At 54.9% G+C, this 16881-nt stretch carries 18 protein-coding genes; 13 read left to right on the forward strand and 5 right to left on the reverse strand.

Translation table 11 applies throughout. The features are described 5' to 3' along the window. Window positions 1-12: 12 nt before the first annotated feature. The 5 genes from ACRBCU_RS17170 to ACRBCU_RS17190 all read left to right on the forward strand — a co-directional run bounded on the left by ACRBCU_RS17170 (window position 13) and on the right by ACRBCU_RS17190 (window position 3760). Window positions 13-1080, forward strand: a complete 1068-nt coding sequence (locus tag ACRBCU_RS17170; RefSeq protein WP_431366620.1) for an SPOR domain-containing protein — start codon at window positions 13-15, stop codon at window positions 1078-1080. Then, window positions 1080-2087, forward strand: coding sequence for a beta-N-acetylhexosaminidase (gene nagZ, locus ACRBCU_RS17175; RefSeq protein ID WP_431366621.1), 1008 nt, complete (start codon window positions 1080-1082; stop codon window positions 2085-2087). Before ACRBCU_RS17170 ends, nagZ begins: the two co-directional genes overlap by 1 nt. Beyond that, the gene (locus tag ACRBCU_RS17180; protein ID WP_431366622.1) at window positions 2077-2895 is read left to right on the forward strand and encodes a segregation and condensation protein A; all 819 of its coding nucleotides are present in this window, start codon (window positions 2077-2079) and stop codon (window positions 2893-2895) included. Before nagZ ends, ACRBCU_RS17180 begins: the two co-directional genes overlap by 11 nt. A 46-nt stretch (window positions 2896-2941) precedes the next feature. Further along, entirely contained in the window at window positions 2942-3535 is a 594-nt protein-coding gene (scpB, locus tag ACRBCU_RS17185; protein WP_431366679.1) for an SMC-Scp complex subunit ScpB, read from the forward strand. 72 nt (window positions 3536-3607) lie between these two features. Then, window positions 3608-3760, forward strand: a complete 153-nt coding sequence (locus tag ACRBCU_RS17190) for a hypothetical protein (protein ID WP_431366623.1) — start codon at window positions 3608-3610, stop codon at window positions 3758-3760. Between the two features lie 13 nt (window positions 3761-3773). On the opposite strand, the gene ACRBCU_RS17195 is transcribed toward ACRBCU_RS17190, so the two are convergent. The 3 genes from ACRBCU_RS17195 to ccmI are packed head-to-tail and all read right to left on the reverse strand — an operon-like array spanning window position 3774 to window position 5718. Then, window positions 3774-4004 carry a DUF1289 domain-containing protein gene (locus ACRBCU_RS17195; RefSeq protein WP_431366624.1) on the reverse strand — a complete coding sequence of 77 codons (231 nt, stop codon included), beginning with the start codon at window positions 4002-4004 and terminating at the stop codon, window positions 3774-3776. An 11-nt stretch (window positions 4005-4015) separates the two neighbouring features. After that, window positions 4016-4489, reverse strand: a complete 474-nt coding sequence (ruvX, locus tag ACRBCU_RS17200) for a Holliday junction resolvase RuvX (protein ID WP_431366625.1) — start codon at window positions 4487-4489, stop codon at window positions 4016-4018. Then, complete coding sequence (gene ccmI, locus ACRBCU_RS17205; protein ID WP_431366680.1) at window positions 4486-5718, reverse strand: c-type cytochrome biogenesis protein CcmI; 1233 nt, start codon at window positions 5716-5718, stop codon at window positions 4486-4488. The genes ruvX and ccmI overlap by 4 nt, the downstream gene beginning before the upstream one ends. Window positions 5719-5991: 273 nt before the next feature. Here ccmI and ACRBCU_RS17210 point away from each other — a divergent pair, with 273 nt between their 5' ends. Further along, entirely contained in the window at window positions 5992-7236 is a 1245-nt protein-coding gene (locus ACRBCU_RS17210) for a sarcosine oxidase subunit beta family protein (protein WP_431366626.1), read from the forward strand. Window positions 7237-7244: 8 nt separating this feature from the next. Here the strand turns inward: ACRBCU_RS17210 and ACRBCU_RS17215 are convergent, their stop codons facing one another. Beyond that, window positions 7245-7454 (reverse strand): hypothetical protein, encoded by a 210-nt coding sequence (locus ACRBCU_RS17215; RefSeq protein WP_431366627.1) that lies wholly within the window; start codon window positions 7452-7454, stop codon window positions 7245-7247. 336 nt (window positions 7455-7790) lie between these two features. Here ACRBCU_RS17215 and ACRBCU_RS17220 point away from each other — a divergent pair, with 336 nt between their 5' ends. The 5 genes from ACRBCU_RS17220 (at window position 7791) to ACRBCU_RS17240 (ending at window position 12919) form a co-directional block, all read left to right on the forward strand. Further along, complete coding sequence (locus tag ACRBCU_RS17220) at window positions 7791-8120, forward strand: sarcosine oxidase subunit delta (protein ID WP_431366628.1); 330 nt, start codon at window positions 7791-7793, stop codon at window positions 8118-8120. Then, the gene (locus ACRBCU_RS17225; RefSeq protein ID WP_431366629.1) at window positions 8117-11134 is read left to right on the forward strand and encodes a sarcosine oxidase subunit alpha family protein; all 3018 of its coding nucleotides are present in this window, start codon (window positions 8117-8119) and stop codon (window positions 11132-11134) included. Before ACRBCU_RS17220 ends, ACRBCU_RS17225 begins: the two co-directional genes overlap by 4 nt. Continuing rightward, window positions 11127-11693 carry a sarcosine oxidase subunit gamma gene (locus ACRBCU_RS17230; protein WP_431366630.1) on the forward strand — a complete coding sequence of 189 codons (567 nt, stop codon included), beginning with the start codon at window positions 11127-11129 and terminating at the stop codon, window positions 11691-11693. Before ACRBCU_RS17225 ends, ACRBCU_RS17230 begins: the two co-directional genes overlap by 8 nt. A gap of 73 nt (window positions 11694-11766) precedes the next feature. Continuing rightward, on the forward strand, window positions 11767-12177 hold the full coding sequence (locus tag ACRBCU_RS17235; RefSeq protein ID WP_431366631.1) for a hypothetical protein: 411 nt from the start codon (window positions 11767-11769) through the stop codon (window positions 12175-12177). Between the two features lie 142 nt (window positions 12178-12319). Continuing rightward, entirely contained in the window at window positions 12320-12919 is a 600-nt protein-coding gene (locus ACRBCU_RS17240; protein WP_431366632.1) for a superoxide dismutase, read from the forward strand. 130 nt (window positions 12920-13049) lie between these two features. On the opposite strand, the gene ACRBCU_RS17245 is transcribed toward ACRBCU_RS17240, so the two are convergent. Continuing rightward, window positions 13050-13589 (reverse strand): TIGR00730 family Rossman fold protein, encoded by a 540-nt coding sequence (locus ACRBCU_RS17245; RefSeq protein ID WP_431366633.1) that lies wholly within the window; start codon window positions 13587-13589, stop codon window positions 13050-13052. 99 nt (window positions 13590-13688) lie between these two features. Here ACRBCU_RS17245 and ACRBCU_RS17250 point away from each other — a divergent pair, with 99 nt between their 5' ends. Both ACRBCU_RS17250 and ACRBCU_RS17255 read left to right on the forward strand, forming a co-directional pair. After that, entirely contained in the window at window positions 13689-14915 is a 1227-nt protein-coding gene (locus tag ACRBCU_RS17250; protein WP_431366634.1) for a LysM peptidoglycan-binding domain-containing protein, read from the forward strand. Between the two features lie 64 nt (window positions 14916-14979). Next, a complete protein-coding gene (locus tag ACRBCU_RS17255; protein ID WP_431366635.1) occupies window positions 14980-16794 on the forward strand; it encodes an ABCB family ABC transporter ATP-binding protein/permease in 1815 nt (604 codons plus the stop codon). Window positions 16795-16881 lie beyond the last annotated feature (87 nt).

Consider the following 16881-nt stretch of genomic DNA (forward strand, 5'->3'; position numbering starts at 1 on the left):
ATGTGAGGCAAAATGGCAGATTTTCCAATGAACGGGCGCGGATATGCGCCTCAGGCTGGATCGTATCAAGCGTATCAGGGCTATCAGCAACCCCAAACGCATGAGTCCAAGCCATCTGGCAATCCTGTAAAGGCTGTCGCGGCATTGACCGGCGCGGGCCTCTCGCTCGCGTTGCTGATCGGTGTTGGCGTCTGGAGTTACCAGTTGATCGTGCGCGATGTTGCTGGTGTGCCCGTTGTGCGCGCCGTTCAGGGTGAGATGCGCATTCGTCCCGCTGATCCCGGAGGGGCGCAAGCGCTTCATCAGGGCCTTTCAGTGAACGATGTGGCCGCTGCTGGTGGCACGGCAGGGCCGTCGGAGCGTATCGTGCTTGCGCCCGAACCGATCGATCTGGCCAGTGAAGAGACGCCGTTGATAGATCAGCTCGTTGCGGCGCAACCTCGATATGCCCAGCAAACCGGTGAAGCTGCGAGCCTTTCGTTATCCGATCCAGCGCCTGAAATGGTCGCGAGCGAGCAAGACCCGAAAATGGCGTCTATTGAAGCGCTCGCCGCTCAGATCGCAGCAGGGGCGACGCCATTGACCACGCAAGGTCAGGTGGTCACAGCGCCAGTGCAAACGTCGGTCGCGGACGTTAAGGTCGAGACGGCACCCGCCGCGAGCGAAGCGGAAACGCTTTCCGTAAGCCCAACGGCAATCGCGAGAAGCGTTCCAGGTGTTTCTATTTCCTTGCGGCCAAAACTGCGGCCCGCTGGTGTGCGCACTGCTTCGCTTTCAGCGACCACGACCGCGGGCGGCGCGCGTGAAATCGATCCATCCACGATCCCCGCAGGTACGCGTCTCGTGCAGCTTGGTGCCTATGAAAGCCCTGAGATCGCGCGCAAAGAATGGGTGCGCTTTTCAACGCGGTTCGCAGATTACATGGACGGCAAAGATCGCGTGGTTCAGCGCGCAACAAGCGGTGGGCGTGTCTTCTATCGTCTGCGCGCAATGGGCTTTACCGATCTCGCAGATGCGCGTCGTTTCTGCTCTGAGTTGACGGCGCAAAACACCGACTGCATTCCCGTGGTTACACGGTAATGACGTTTGGTGCGACGATCTTAGGCTGCGCGGGGCCATCGCTTTCAGCGCGCGAAGTGAGCTTTTTTCGGGAAGCTAATCCGTTTGGTTTCATTCTGTTTGATCGCAATCTTGAGGACGAAGCCCAAATACGAAGCCTGTGCGATTCCTTGCGTGATTGCGTCGGGCGCGATGCACCGATCTTGATTGATCAAGAAGGTGGGCGGGTTCAACGTTTGCGCCCTCCATTGGCGCATCAGTGGTTGCCCCCGCTCGAAGATGTTGCGCGTTTTGGCGCCAACGCTCCACGCGCGATGTATCTGCGCTACAGAATAATCGCCGCAGAAATGATCGGTGTTGGTATCGACGCCAATTGCGCGCCTATGGTTGATATCGCAACCGCCAACACCCACGAATTTTTGAAAAACCGCTGCTATGGCACGGATTTGGAGACAGTGGTCAAAGTTGGTCAAGCAGTCTCTGGTGGCTTGCTTGATGGCGGTGTTCTCCCTGTCCTTAAGCATGTCCCTGGACATGGCCGCGCTGTTGCAGACAGTCATTTAGACTTGCCAATCGTGGACACAGACAGCGAGGTTCTCCGCAACAGTGATTTCGCCGCGTTTAAAGGTCTCAATGACCTGCCAATGGGGATGACTGCGCACATAACCTACAGCGCGCTTGACGACCGTCCCGCAACTCTTTCGCCTAAAATGATGGGTCTGATCCGCAGCGAAATAGGTTTTGGCGGCTTGATCATGACCGATGATATCTCGATGAAGGCCCTTACGGGGTCTTTGGCGGAACTTTCGCGCCTTTCTCTGGATGCGGGATGCGATGTCGTGTTGCACTGCAATGGAAAAATGGCCGAAATGGAAGATGTGGTCGATGCTTCGGGCACAATGGGCGAGTTGGCTCAAAATCGCGCAGTAGCGGCGCTAGATTGCCGCCGAACCCCTGATCCTGTTGACATTTCCCAACTACATGCGCAGCTTGAAGCGCTTGTAAATGGGACGGTGAATGACGCCTGAAACGCCACAAAACGCGACAGATTGGGACACCGAAGGGCAAGAGCGCTTGTCGGTGCAAGATCGCCTTGCGGCCGAAGCGCTGATCATTGACGTTGAAGGCTATGAGGGCCCACTTGATGTTTTGCTAACCTTGTCGCGCACGCAAAAGGTTGATCTGCGCAAGATTTCGGTGCTGCAATTGGCCCAGCAATATTTGCTGTTCGTAGAGCGCGCAAAAGAGCTACGCCTCGAACTCGCGGCTGATTATCTGGTTATGGCAGCTTGGCTCGCTTTTCTAAAATCGCGTTTGCTCCTGCCACCTGACCCCAGCGAAGAAGGCCCCACAGGCGAAGAACTCGCCGCGCATTTGGCCTTTCAACTCGAACGATTGCAAGCGATGCGCGATGCGGCGGCCCGCTTGATGGCGCGCGACCGTCTCGGGCGCGATTTCTTTGCGCGCGGCGCACCTGAAATGATCGAAAGGGTCAAGAAAACCACCTATTCAGCGACCTTGCTCGATTTGATGCAAGGCTACGCGCGGATCCGAACGCGCGATGAATTCCGCCCGTTTGTGATGGATCGTGATGCGGTTTACACAATGGAGGAAGCCTTGGTTCGCTTGCGCGGTTTACTTGGGTTTGCAGGTTCTTGGACAGATATCTCAAGCTATTTGCCAGAGGGGTGGGGCAACGATCCGGTGAAACGACGCTCGGCGACGGCCTCGACCTTTGCGGCATCACTTGAACTGGTCAAGGAAGGCAAAGCCGAAATTCGTCAATCAGACACATTCGCCCCGATACAGCTACGACGGAGAGAGCCGCGTGAGTAACGACGACGCCCCACATGAAGAGCAAAGCCTTTTCGAAGCGCCGCCAATGGCAGAACAAGAACGCATGGTCGAGGCTGTGCTTTTTGCCAGCGCCGAACCTGTAAGCGTCGCAGAGCTAAATGCGCGTATGCCACATGGCTGCAATAGCGCCGAAGCCATCGCACACCTGCAAAAACGCTATGAGGGTAGGGGTGTCCATATTGTTAAAACGGGTAACGCTTGGGCCATGCGCACGGCGTCTGATCTCAGCTTTTTGATGCAAAAAGAAACGATTGAAACGCGCAAGCTAAGCCGTGCGGCAATCGAAACACTAGCGATCATCGCCTACCATCAGCCGGTCACGCGCGCAGAGATAGAAGAAATTCGCGGCGTTTCCGTGTCTCGTGGCACGGTGGATCAACTGCTGGAAATGGAATGGATCCGCTTTGGCCGTCGGCGCATGACCCCGGGTCGGCCAGTGACGTTTGTCGTAACGCAAGATTTCCTTGATCATTTCGGCCTCGAAAGCGCGCGCGATTTGCCTGGTTTGAAAGAACTCCGCTCTGCGGGGCTCTTGGAGAACCGTCCACCACCAAGTATGGAGATTGGCGAAACCGAAGGCGATGAAGACGAAAACCAAACACAGATGTTTGAAGAATAGACAGACGCTTTTGCCCTGAAAATTGCACATTCAGCGGTTAGGGTGACGCAAAAGGCAAAAAGGAGCAGACTGGTGAACGTAAACCAAATCATAAATATGGTGATCCGCCGTGTGATGAGCATTGCGATCAACAAAGGCATCAATGCCGGCGCGGATCAATTATCTAAACGCAAAACCCGAAAAACAGCTCAGACCCAGCAGCAAGACACAAATCGACTAAGCTAAGCGCGCTACTTGATCACCGTTTCAAACGCGCAGCGCGCCCTCCGCGGCGGGTCTTGGGGTTGGCCTGTCGGCTCGGCAAGTCGCTCATGATCAAACGCCGTGCTTCTGCATCCATCTTTGACCAGTTCGTAATCTCGTCAATCGAGCGATTGCAGCCGGTGCATAGGCGCGTTTCAGGGTGCACTAGGCAAATCTGAATGCAGGGGCTTTCAATTTCATCGCGGCTCCAAACATCATTGCTCATCTTGCTTCCCTTTATCCACGTCGCAAATGCGTCAAACGATCTAACGCGCCTTGCAAGATATAGGCGGCGGCCACATGATCAATCACCTCTGCGCGACGCTTTCGCGATGTATCCGCCTCTAAGAGTGCGCGCTCGGCGGCGACTGTCGAAAGGCGTTCATCCCAATAGGTGATCGGCAGATCGTTTTGGCGGGCAAAATTGCGGGCAAACGCCCGCGTAGATTGGCAACGAGGCCCCTCAGAGCCGTCCATATTGAACGGCAAACCAAGCACTATTCCCGCGATGTCGCGCTCTTTGATGATCTCTTCCAGCCGGGCTGCATCAGCAGTGTATTTGCTGCGTTTGATCGTTTCCAGAGGGGTTGCCGAGGACAAAAGGCTGTCGCTTACTGCAACGCCAATGGTCTTTGTTCCAAGGTCTAATCCAACAAGCGCGCGCATGCTCGGCAGCACATCGGAAAAGTCTTCGACGCTTTCAAAGATCATTGGGTCATGCCCAATTCGCGGGCTGCGTTTCTTACAACATCCAGCGCCTCTGGTCTGTCGCCAAATACGTCCTTGGCGTTCTGCCAAATCAGAGCTGCGCGATCTTGCTCGCCCAGCACGCCAAGCGCGGAAATCAAACGCGCCCATTCTTCGGGGCTTCCGCCTTGGGTCGCCAGCCTGTCCGAGAGCCGCGCAACCATGCCTTTGATCATCTCGCTGCGATCTTCTGCGTCCATATCGGCTGCGTTTTCAATGTCTTCTGCACTCGGGCCAGCCAATGCATCGCCTTTGAGGGCGGGCAGCTCGTAATCTACGCCTGCGCGAAAGGCGAGTTCTTCGATCTGCTCGCGGATCGGTCCAACCCAGCCGGCATCATCTGGGCTGTCTTGCAGCAAAGTTGCCCATGCACGAAAGGCCACATCCGGGCGGCCAACCTGCAACATCATCAGGCCCGAATAATAGCGCGCTACGCCGTTTTTGGGGTCTTTTTTCAAGGCCGCGGCCAGTGCGCCTTCTGCTTGTGGGGACACATATCCACCTGCTGCGATCACTAACATATCGCCATAGCTGGCAAAGTCTTCTGCTGTTGCATCGCCGCCTTTGAGGCGTAGAACCTGAGCTTGCGCAGCATGCGCGCGCGCGGCATTGCCAAGGCGCATCTCATGGGTGGCAAGCAAACTTGCCCCCTGAAGGTCATTGGGGCGCGTTGCAACGGCTTGGCGCAACTTCTTAACCAATTCCAGGTATTCAGCAGGTGCATCGGGGCTATCGACAGGAGCAGGCAAAGAGGCTTCGGCCGTTGCTTGGTCGGGGCGGTTTTTGCGCGCTTCGTCAGAGCGTTCAATCCGCGTCGCAAGGGCAAGATCGCCATATCCCGGCGCACCTAAGCCCCGATAAAGCGTGAGCGATCCACCAACCAGCGCAAGCAACAGAGCTGCAATCACCCCATACCGCAACGCTTGGGGGCTGCGCACATTGGTTTTCTCGGTCTGCATGGCTTTGTCCGCCGCCAAAATTCGGCGCGAAATCTCTGTGATCAAACGCTCTGCGTCTTCTTCGGCAATTACGTCGCGATCGCGGTCGCGTTCAACTTCGGCAAGTTGATCGCGATAGACTTGCAGATCGAACTCGGCCGCAGGGCGCGCGCCATCATGCCCGCGCCAAAGCGCCAAAGCGAGTAACGCGCAGGTTCCAACCGCCAAAACGGTAGTGATCAGCCAAAACACTATGAAACTCCCTTTAAGTCCTGCCTCACGTAACCTGCTTCGCGCCCGAAAAAAAGAGCCCAAGCTGCAACCTCATGTCGCGGGGTGTATTTTGGGTTGAACTTCTCGTGAATTCTTGGTCCTCAATTGGGAAGGTTTGATGTCGCTTTTCCGCCGCTGTGTCGTGAACTGGTCAGTTCTTGTCGCTCAGAGTATCCTCTTTTTTGCCATCAAGCGCACAACCAAATCCAAAGGCGACTCTACTTTCGCCGCGCATTTAATTTTCGGGGGCCACTCATGAAACGTTATTCAGCCTTTGCCGTCGCGCGAGAAGCTTTGCGTCATCACGCAGGATGGGAGCGCGCTTGGCGCTCGCCGCAGCCCAAGTCAAAATACGATGTGATCATTGTTGGGGCAGGCGGGCATGGTTTGGCGACGGCCTATTATCTGGGTAAGAACTTTGGCATCACCAATGTCGCGGTTTTGGAAAAAGGTTGGCTTGGGGGCGGCAACACGGGGCGCAACACCACGATCATTCGCTCGAACTATCTGCAAGACCCGAGCGCCGCGATCTATGAAAAGGCGCGCTCGCTTTACGAGACGCTTTCACAGGACTTGAACTATAACGTCATGTTCTCCCCGCGCGGTGTATTGATGCTGGCGCAAACCCAACATGAAATTCGCGGCTATCAGCGCACGGCCCATGCCAATGCCTTGCAAGGTGTTCAGACCGAGTGGATCGGACCGGGCCGCGTGAAAGAGCTTTGCCCGATCATTGAGCTGAACGGTCCGCGCTATCCTGTTCTCGGTGGCCTCTGGCAAGCGCGCGGCGGCACGGCGCGTCACGATGCGGTGGCTTGGGGCTATGCGCGCGCCTGCTCTGACATGGGCATGGACATCATCCAGAAATGCGAAGTGACCAATGTGCGCACGATCGGCGGCAAAGTTGTTGGCGTCGACACCACCAAAGGCGCGATTGATTGCGACAAGCTCGGCGGGATCGTCGCAGGACATTCCTCTGTGCTGGCCGATATGGCGGGTTTCCGTTTGCCGATGGAAAGTGTCGCGCTGCAAGCGCTGGTGTCCGAGCCAATCAAACCCGCGATGGATATCGTGGTTATGGCCAACACCGTTCACGGCTACCTGTCGCAATCCGACAAGGGCGAAATGGTCATTGGCGGCGGCACGGATGGTTACAACAACTACACCCAGCGGGGATCATTCCATCACGTAGAAGAAACCGTGCGCGCGCTGATCGAGACCTTCCCGATGCTGTCTCGTTTGAAGATGCTGCGTCAGTGGGGCGGGATTGTGGATGTGACAGGGGATCGCTCGCCTATTCTGAGCAAAACACCCGTTGTAGGCATGTTCATGAACTGTGGCTGGGGCACCGGTGGTTTCAAGGCCATTCCGGGGTCAGGCTGGGCCATGGCAGAACTTATGGCGAAGGGGGAGTCTCCACTGACCGATGAGTTCTCCATGTGGCGTTTCAAAGAGGGCAAGTTCATCGACGAGAGCGTTGCCGCGGGGGTGGCTCATTGATGTTAGATTCAGGTTCCAAGGCCATCGTGCAAATCCTCGGAAAGTTCCGCTATGCGAGAAACAATTTCGCAATGAGCAAAATGAACTTCTCTAAGCTCTTCATTGGCAATCTTATAATTTCGTTCCTTGATTTCATAAAGAGGTCTAATTGCATTAAGCGCTTCTTTATATTGTTCAAGGCTCCATTTGCGGTCAATTTCATAGTTACTCAGTATCATGGTGTTCTTTCTATGTTCGCACTTTTCGGGCCCGTAGAACGAAACTACAACACTAATTTAAAAAAGTGCAAATTGTATGTTTTTGTGGATAACTGGCCTGTGGATAATTATCCACATCATGTAGTGCTGGTTCGTGATTGCGAGGCTGCATGATGTTGGTTTTTGATCTGGGAAAAAGATGTTCTCGGCATATCCACAAACTTATGGTCGTAGTATTTAGCTTGCGAAACACAAGCGCGGCTATGCCGCGCAGCGCCCGATCCGCCCCCACGGGCGGGCGCTTTACGCCCACCCTCGGAACGGGCGCTACGATACTTTTGAGCGGGAGTTCTATTTATGCTCATTCTTAAATGTCCCGTCTGTGGCGTCACAGGCGAAGAAACGGAATTCCATGCGGGCGGCGAGGCGCATTTGAAGCGGCACTCGGTCGGCTCCACAGATGAGCAATTCGAAGAATATCTGTTCATGCGCGAAAACCCACACGGGGTTCATCTGGAACGCTGGCGGCACAACAATGGCTGCGGCAAGTGGTTTCACGCGGCTCGCTGCACGACGACGCTTGAGGTCTTTGGCACCTATAGCGCGCAAACGACAGAGCCACCGCAAGAGATAAGGGACGCAATCAGCGCCAAACGACCCGGTTGGTCATGGAGGAACTTCTCATGAGCACACGCTTAAAGACAGCGGGCCGTTTCACGAGCGGCGGCGCGCAGCTTTCCTTTGATTTCAACGGTAAGAAACTAAAGGGCGTTGAGGGCGACACGCTTGCCTCTGCCTTGCTTGCGAACGATCAGATGATGATCGGGCGTTCGTTCAAATACCACCGCCCACGCGGTATTGTGGCCAGCGGCGGTGAAGAGCCAAACGCGCTCTTTAACATGGGCTATACCGATGATTTTGAGCCGAACCAGCGTGCAACAGTGACAGAGCTGTTTGATGGTTTGCAGATCACCTCACAAAACCACTGGCCGAGCCTTGAGTTCGACATTGGCGCGATCAACAAGCATCTCTCGCGCTTCCTGCCTGCGGGTTTTTATTACAAGATGTTCATCCATCCGCGCCCCCTGTGGAAGCATATTTATGAGCCTTTCATTCGCCAGTCTGCGGGTCTTGGCAAAGCGCCGCGCGCAGAGGATCGCGACAAGGATACTTACGAGCATTTCTATCACTTCACAGACGTGATGGTGATCGGCGGCGGTATCGCTGGTTTGCAAGCGGCCAAAGCGGCGGCGCTCACTGGTGTGAAGGTTCTGCTGGTCGAGCAAACCGCCCACTGGGGTGGCCGCGCGCCCGTGGATGGCGGCGAGGTCGATGGGCAGGACGTAAGCGCCTATATCGATGCGTTGGTTTCAGAACTCGCGGCTATGGAAAACGTGACCATGCGCACGCGCCATATGGGCGCTGGTGTCTATGATCACGGTTATGTGCTGGGCTATGAACGTCTAACCGATCACGCGCCTGATATGGCGGGGCCGCGCCACCGTTTGTGGCGCATTCGCGCGCGCCAGATCATCACAGCGACGGGGGCGATTGAACGCCCGCTGAGCTTTGCTGGCAACGATGTTCCGGGCGTTATGCTCGCTGGCGCTGTGCGCGATTATGCGGTGAATTACGGTGTTTCTGTTGGCGATCGCACGGTCGTTGTGACCAACAATGATGATGCCTATCGCACGGCGATCACGCTAAAAGGACTTGGCCTTGATGTACCGTGCATCATTGATGCGCGCACCGGCGGCGCAGGCGTTTTGGCGGATGAGGCCAAAGCGCTTGGCATTCGCGTTGAGACGGGCAAGGCGATTGGCATGGTCAAAGGCGGCAAGCGCGTTGAAGCGGTTGAGCTTTGTAGCCAAGCTGGCGAGGGCGGTGTTCTTGAGGTCATTCCTTGCGATGCGGTTGCCATGTCTGGCGGTTGGTCACCTGTGGTGCATTTGTGGTCCCATTGCGGTGGCAAGCTGGTTTGGGACGATGCCCAGTCGCATTTCAGGCCCGACAGTGAACGCCCGCCTTTGGGCGCGAGCGGTGAGTGCTTTGTGAGCGTCGCAGGCTCTGCGAATGGACATTTGCAATTGGCCGAACTCATTGGCGATGCGCATGGTGCGGGGCTTGCCGCTGGTAAAGCGGCAGGTGGCAACGCTGCGAAGTCGAAGATCCCAGATGGCACGCCGACCTCGGAAAATCCGATTGAACCTGTTTGGCTTATGCCCCAGGGCGCAGGTTATAAACTACGCTCCAAAACATGGCTCGATTATCAGAACGACGTGAAAGTCTCCGATATCCAGCTTGCTGCACGCGAGGGCTATGAAAGCGTCGAACACGCCAAGCGCTATACCACAATCGGCATGGCGACGGATCAGGGTAAGTTGAGTAATATCAACGGTCTCGCGATACTTTCTGATGCATTGGGTCAACCTATTCCGCAGACAGGTACGACCACGTTTCGACCACCATATACGCCGATTTCTATGGGCGCGATTGGCGGTGAAGCACGTGGCAAAACCTTCCAGCCTTTGCGCAAAACACCTCTTTATGAGTGGAACGACACGCATGGCGCGGATTGGGAACCTGTTGGTGCTTGGCGTCGCCCTTTTGCATATTTGCAGCCAGGCGAGAGCGTACACGACGCGGTAAACCGCGAGGTGAAGAATACGCGTGAGAACCTTGGCTTGCTGGATGCCTCAACGCTCGGCAAGATTATTGTCAAAGGGCCAGACGCGGGCAAGTTCCTCGACATGCTCTACACGAATATGATGAGCACGTTGAAGCCGGGCAAATGCCGCTATGGCTTGATGTGTTCTGAGAACGGCTTTCTGATTGACGACGGCGTTGTAGCGCGGCTCGACGAGGATACGTTCCTGTGCCACACAACGACGGGCGGGGCTGAGACGATCCACGGTCACATGGAAGAATGGCTGCAAACCGAGTGGTGGGATTGGAACGTTTATGTTGCCAATGTCACCGAGCAATTCGCGCAGATTGCCGTTGTTGGCCCGAACGCACGCAAGGTGCTGGAAAAGCTGGGCGGCTTGGATGTCTCCAAAGAGGCGCTTGGCTTTATGGAATGGGCCGATGGCACGATTGGCGGCTTTGATGCGCGCGTGTTCAGGATCTCTTTCTCGGGTGAGTTGAGCTATGAAATTGCGGTGCCTGCAAGCCAAGGACTGGCGTTCTGGGAGGCCTTGATGGAGGCGGGCGAGGAATACGGCGCGATGCCTTACGGCACCGAAACGCTGCATATTCTGCGCGCCGAGAAGGGTTTTATCATGATTGGGGATGAGACCGACGGGACGGTGATCCCTCTGGATCTCAACCTGCAATGGGCGCTGTCGAAGAAGAAAGAGGACTATCTCGGTAAACGCGCGCATGAGCGTAGCCATATGGCCGATCCTGAACGTTGGAAGTTGGTCGGACTTGAAACGCTTGATAAATCGGTGCTGCCTGATGGCGCTTATGCGGTTGAAGAGGGCGTCAATGCTAACGGCCAGCGCAATATGTTCGGTCGCGTGACCTCGACCTATTATAGCGCCAATCTTGAGCGTGGCATTGCGATGGGGCTGGTGAAAAACGGACCTGATCGTATGGGTGAAGTGATTGATTTCCCTAAGACGGACGGGACAATTGTTAAAGCGAAAATTATCGACCCAGTGATCTATGATAAGGACGGGGAGAAGCAAAATGTCTAATGCTGTGAGTGCGTTGCAAGGTGCTGCTTTCAACGATGGTATCGCTGACGTGCGCGAGATGGGCCTGCAAGGGATGATCACCCTGCGCGGTGATTTTGCGGACAAAAAGCTGATCAAGGCGATCAAGGGGATTGCTGGCGCGATGCCCGTTGTTCGCGCGATTGCACAAAAGGGCGACAGTAGCGCGGCGTGGATGAGCCCCGACGAGCTGCTGATCATGGTGCCCTACGCTAAGGTTTCAGACGCTATTGAAGCGGTGAACAAGGCTTTGAAGGGGACGCATTTTTTGGCTGCAAACGTCTCTGATGCACGCGCTGTGTTCGAGGTCTCGGGCCCAAAGGCGCGCGAAGTCATGGCAAAGCTTGCACCTGTCGATTTTGCGCCGGATGCGTTCAAAAAGGGCATGTTCCGCCGCTCGCGCATGGCGCAGGTGCCGGCTGCCTTCTGGATGAACGGCGAGGATAGCTTTACCATCGTGTGTTTCCGATCTGTCGCTGAGTATATGTTCGACCTTCTCAGCATCGCGGCGCAGGCTGGCTCTGAAGTGGATGCGTATTAACCGTCAGAGGTTGCATCTATTCTTGGATGAAAGGCATAAGTGTCGCAGTCAACAAAGTAAGAGTGATTGCGACATGCGTATGAAGTGTTTGGGTTTCGCCATAGTGTTGGGCATTCTGGGCGGCGCAGGTTTCGCTGGCGAGGTATGGGAATGTGAAATGCCTGCGAAGAAACCGACGCATTTCCTAGCTGGGCCACTGATTTTCGACCTGAATCATGCTGAAATGAGTGTTGCGGTCCATAACCCGATGATTATGGCAATTTATAGAGCGCCGCTACAGGTTCGGATGGGCAAGAATACGGACCAAGTCATGCGCGCATGGTGGAAGTTGAAAAAGATCAAGACCTCCAAAGGCACTTTAATTCCAGAATTGCGCTATTCCGCCACGCTGCTCAAGAAAAAAGGCATTGTTACCTATCACCTGTCCGCGCCGATTGCAGATAATACCTTGGGCGCTACGGGAAAATGTAAGCGCACAAAATAACCTGATAGCCTTGATCTGCGTCTTAGTGAGCCGCACAAAATCATAGTTGTTTTTTCACTGAAAACCACCTGCCAGCCCTTGACCTTGGGGGCTGGGGGCTTTCTATCTGGCATAAGACACTTCAACAGAGAGGCCTGACACAATGGCATTCGAACTTCCAAATCTTCCCTACGCACATGACGCTTTGGCCGATCTCGGCATGTCCAAAGAGACGCTGGAGTATCACCACGACCTGCACCACAACGCTTATGTCACCAACGGCAACAAGCTGATTGAGGGCACAGAGTGGGCGGATAAATCCCTCGAAGAGATCATCACAGGCACATATGACGCCTCTGCGGTTGCGCAAAATGGTATCTTCAACAACATCTCTCAGCTTTGGAACCACAACCAGTTCTGGGAAATGATGGGCCCTGGCAAATCTGCAATGCCGTCCGAGCTGGAAGCGGCGCTGAAAGAGAGCTTTGGCTCTGTTGATGCGTTCAAAGAAGCCTTCGCGGCAGCGGGTGCAGGTCAGTTCGGTTCTGGCTGGTGCTGGCTGGTTAAAAACGCGGATGGCTCATTGGCTGTCACAAAGACCGAAAACGGTGTGAACCCGCTTTGCTTTGGTCAAACAGCGCTTTTGGGCTGTGACGTTTGGGAGCATTCCTACTACATCGATTTCCGCAACAAGCGCCCAGCGTATTTGTCCAACTTCATGGACAACCTCGTGAACTGGGAAAATGTTGCATCCCGTATGTAATCTACTCTTATTGAGCGCTTTCGCGCGCTCTTTTGTTTGATTTTTGAAACGCGCCGCTTTGACCAAGTGGCGCGTTTTTTGTGGGTGCGGGACGCTCCGCGGGGAGTTTTTCTTGGAAAATGAAGCGGCGTTATCGCAAAAGGGACAGGGCTTCGTCTGGCGATGCTGCGATCTTGAAGAAGTTTTTTAGGCTTCCTTTGGCGAACCCCTCGGCGATAACATGATCAACAAGTGCGAGCAGGGGATCCCAGTATCCTAGGGTATTGATCAAAACGATTGGCTTTTTGTGCAGGCCAAGCTGGGCCCACGTGAGCACTTCGAAAAACTCATCGAGCGAGCCTGCGCCGCCTGGCAAGAGTGCGATGGCATCGGCATTCATGAACATGACCTTCTTTCGTTCATGCATGGTTTCGGTGACCACATAAGTTGTGAGATCCGTTTTTCCGACCTCCCAATCGACCAAGTGCTGAGGGATCACGCCGAAAGTCGTGCCCTTTGCCATTTGCGCTGCGCGCGCAACGCGGCCCATCAAACCGACATCACCAGCCCCATAGACCAAGCGCAGGTTATTCTCTGCGAGCAGCGTGCCCAAGCGATCTGCCGCAGCGCCATAGCTGTCCTTGACCCCGTCAGATGCGCCACAAAAGACACAGATTGATCGTTGTTGCATCAATTCGTCCTTATTTTACGTGTTTTGACCGTATGGCCTGTGTTTGCTATATACGGGCATTGCCGACAGCTAAAGTAGGCAAACTGGAGACGGGTTACGATGAGTAAATTTGCATTCCTTTCCTCTGGAACTGGTGTGACGGTTGGTGCCGGTACGGCCCTTGTCGGGGCATTGACTGTCGCTGGATATGTTGGCGGCGTGTTTTTTGATAAACCAACTGATAAGCCAACTGTTGTTGAAGCTGCGCTTGCACCGGTTGTCGCTGCGCCTGTTGAGCAGGCGGATGCGCCAGAGGCGGAAAAAAGCGTCGCACGCGAACTAACTGAGGATGTACAAAAACAAAGCCCATCGCCGAGTTTTGATGTTGTGCGCGTCGATACGCGCGGTGATGCGATGATTGCTGGTAGCGCTGAAGCCGGGAGCCGCATTTCTATTCGTCTTGATGATGAAATCGTTGCTGAAGTGAAGGCCGATGCGCGCGGAAAATTTGCAAGCTTTGTAACGTTGCCTGATGCGGCCGATGCAAGAGTTTTGACGTTGGACGACGGGCAGGGTGAACCTGCGCCCGAGCGCGTGATCATCGCGCCTGTCACCGCTGCGCGGCAAGTCGCGTTAAGTGTGGGCGATGACGCAGATATGAGTACGCCGAATGTTGATCAAACGAGCTTTGTTGCACCTGTAGAGGTCGCGGCTCGCGCAGCAGCCCCCTCAATCGATGCACCTGTTCAAGCAGCGGAGGTCGAGCCGCAAGTTAAACCCTCTGTGCAAGAGCCTGACGAGCCTGCGCGAGAACCAAAAGCACCTGCGATCCTCTTGTCTACCAACGACGGTGTGCGCGTTTTACAAGCGCCCGATGCGCCAAAACCCGATGCACTGACAGCATTGCTCGCTTCAATTGCGTATGACGATTTAGGCGATGTTGCGTTGACCGGTCGCGGTGAGGGCAGCTTTGTTCGGGTTTATCTGGACAACCGCCCGATTACGACCTCGCAGATCGCGACCTCTGGAGATTGGCAAGCAGATTTACCTGCGGTTGACACTGGCATATATACGCTGCGCGTGGATGAGTTGAATGAAGCGGGCGATGTGCTTGCACGTATCGAGACGCCCTTTAAGCGCGAAGCGCCAGAGGTCCTCGCTGCGGCGGTTCAACCAGAAAAGACCGTTCAGGCGATCACCGTGCAGCCGGGGGCGACGCTTTGGGCCATCGCCCAAGAGCGTTATGGCAGCGGTACTTTGTACGCGCGTGTTGTTGAGGCCAATCGTGACGCAATCCGCGATCCAGATTTGATCTATCCAGGACAGGTTTTTACTGTACCGGAATAGCGCGACTGGTCATTTTGCGGCGGCGTGACTATTTGTTGTGTCTGACTCAAAGGACGCCGCAAATATGAGACGACTTTCACCAACGGACGCTGCTCTTTCAAAAGATCACAAGATATCGGGCTGGCGCACTATTCGCCGCGTCGCGCCCTACCTGTGGCCCGCAGACAAGCTTTGGGTGAAACAGCGTGTTGTGCTGGCAATGGCGATGCTTTTGATCGCAAAAGTCGTCGCGGTGTTGACCCCGCTATTGTACAAACGGGCGGTTGATGCGTTGTCAGAGGCGGGCGCGCCTGATCTTGCGATTGGCGCTGTTGGATTGACAGTGGCCTATGGTCTGGCGCGATTGATGTCCAATGGCTTTCAACAGCTGCGCGATGCAGTCTTCGCGAAGGTTGGACAAAGCGCCTTGCGCGCGCTTGCGCTGGAGACCTTTGAGCACATTCACCGGCTTTCGATGCGCTATCACATTGGCCGCAAGACTGGCGGGCTTAGCCGTATCATTGAGCGGGGCGTGAAAGGCGTTGAATTCCTGTTGCGCTTCTTGCTCTTTTCGATCGGTCCATTGGTGCTTGAGTTGTTGATGATCGCCGCCATTTTGTTTTTCTTGTTTGACGTTTGGTATTTGGCTGCGGTCTTTGTCACAATCGCGCTCTATGTTTGGTTTACGTTTGCAGTCACGGAATGGCGGGTAAAGCTTCGCAAACAGATGAATGATCAGGATACCGACGCCAATCAGAAAGCGATCGACAGTCTGCTCAATTTTGAAACGGTCAAGTATTTTGGCGCGGAAGCGCGTGAAGCGCGTCGATACGACAGCGCGATGGAGCTTTATCAAGTTGCGGCGCTAAAAACATCCTATTCACTGGCGTTTCTAAACTTTGGTCAGTCCTTTTTGATAACCACGGGGTTGGTTGCGGTGATGGTTCTCGCGGCGATGGGGGTGCAGGCCGGCACTTTGACAGTTGGCGACTTTGTTATGGTGAATGCTTATATGATCCAGATCACAATGCCTCTGAATTTCCTTGGCACCGTCTATCGCGAAATTCGCCAAGCTTTGGTGGATATGGGCGAGATGTTCGATCTACTGGAACAGCCCCCTGAGGTCGCAAATAAAATCGGTGCAAAAGATTTAAGAGTTAAGGGCGGGCATGTTTCGCTCAAGGGGGTTCACTTTGGCTATGATGCGGAGCGCGCTATTCTGAAGGGCGTAGATCTGGATGTACCTGCAGGGCAGAACGTTGCGATTGTTGGTCCATCTGGTTCGGGAAAATCCACCATTGGGCGGCTCTTGTTCCGTTTCTATGACGTGAATGATGGGGCTTTGTCCATTGACGGGCAAGATGTGCGTGATGTGACGCAAAGTAGTTTGCATGATGCAATCGGCGTTGTTCCTCAGGATACGGTGCTGTTTAACGACACGATCCGCTACAACATCGCTTATGGCAAAGATGGAGCCAGCCATTCTGAAATTGAAGAGGCTGCGCGCGCGGCGCAAATTCATGACTTCATTATGGGGCTTCCGGATGGCTATGAGACCACAGTGGGCGAGCGCGGACTAAAGCTATCTGGAGGCGAAAAGCAGCGCGTTGGGATTGCCCGGACTTTGCTAAAGAATCCGCCGATTTTGTTGCTGGATGAAGCGACTTCTGCGCTGGACAGTGAAACAGAGCATGAAATTCAAGACGCATTGGCACTGGCTGCCGAAGGGCGCACAGTGATTACCATTGCGCACCGTCTGTCGACGATTGCGGAGGCGGATCGCATTGTTGTCTTGGCTGATGGGATCGTCGCAGAGCAGGGCAGTCATTCAGAGCTTTTAAGCCGCTCAGGACGCTACGCGGCGCTGTGGCATCGCCAGCAATCCGAAGACGCGGCTTAAGACACACTTTCGCAGTTTTGTTCGGTGCTCTGGTGTAGGGTGCGTGATATCACGCACCTTACTTTTGTGTCTTTTGGCGTGCGAACG

This window comes from Planktotalea sp. (assembly GCF_050633725.1).
Classification (GTDB): domain Bacteria; phylum Pseudomonadota; class Alphaproteobacteria; order Rhodobacterales; family Rhodobacteraceae; genus Planktotalea.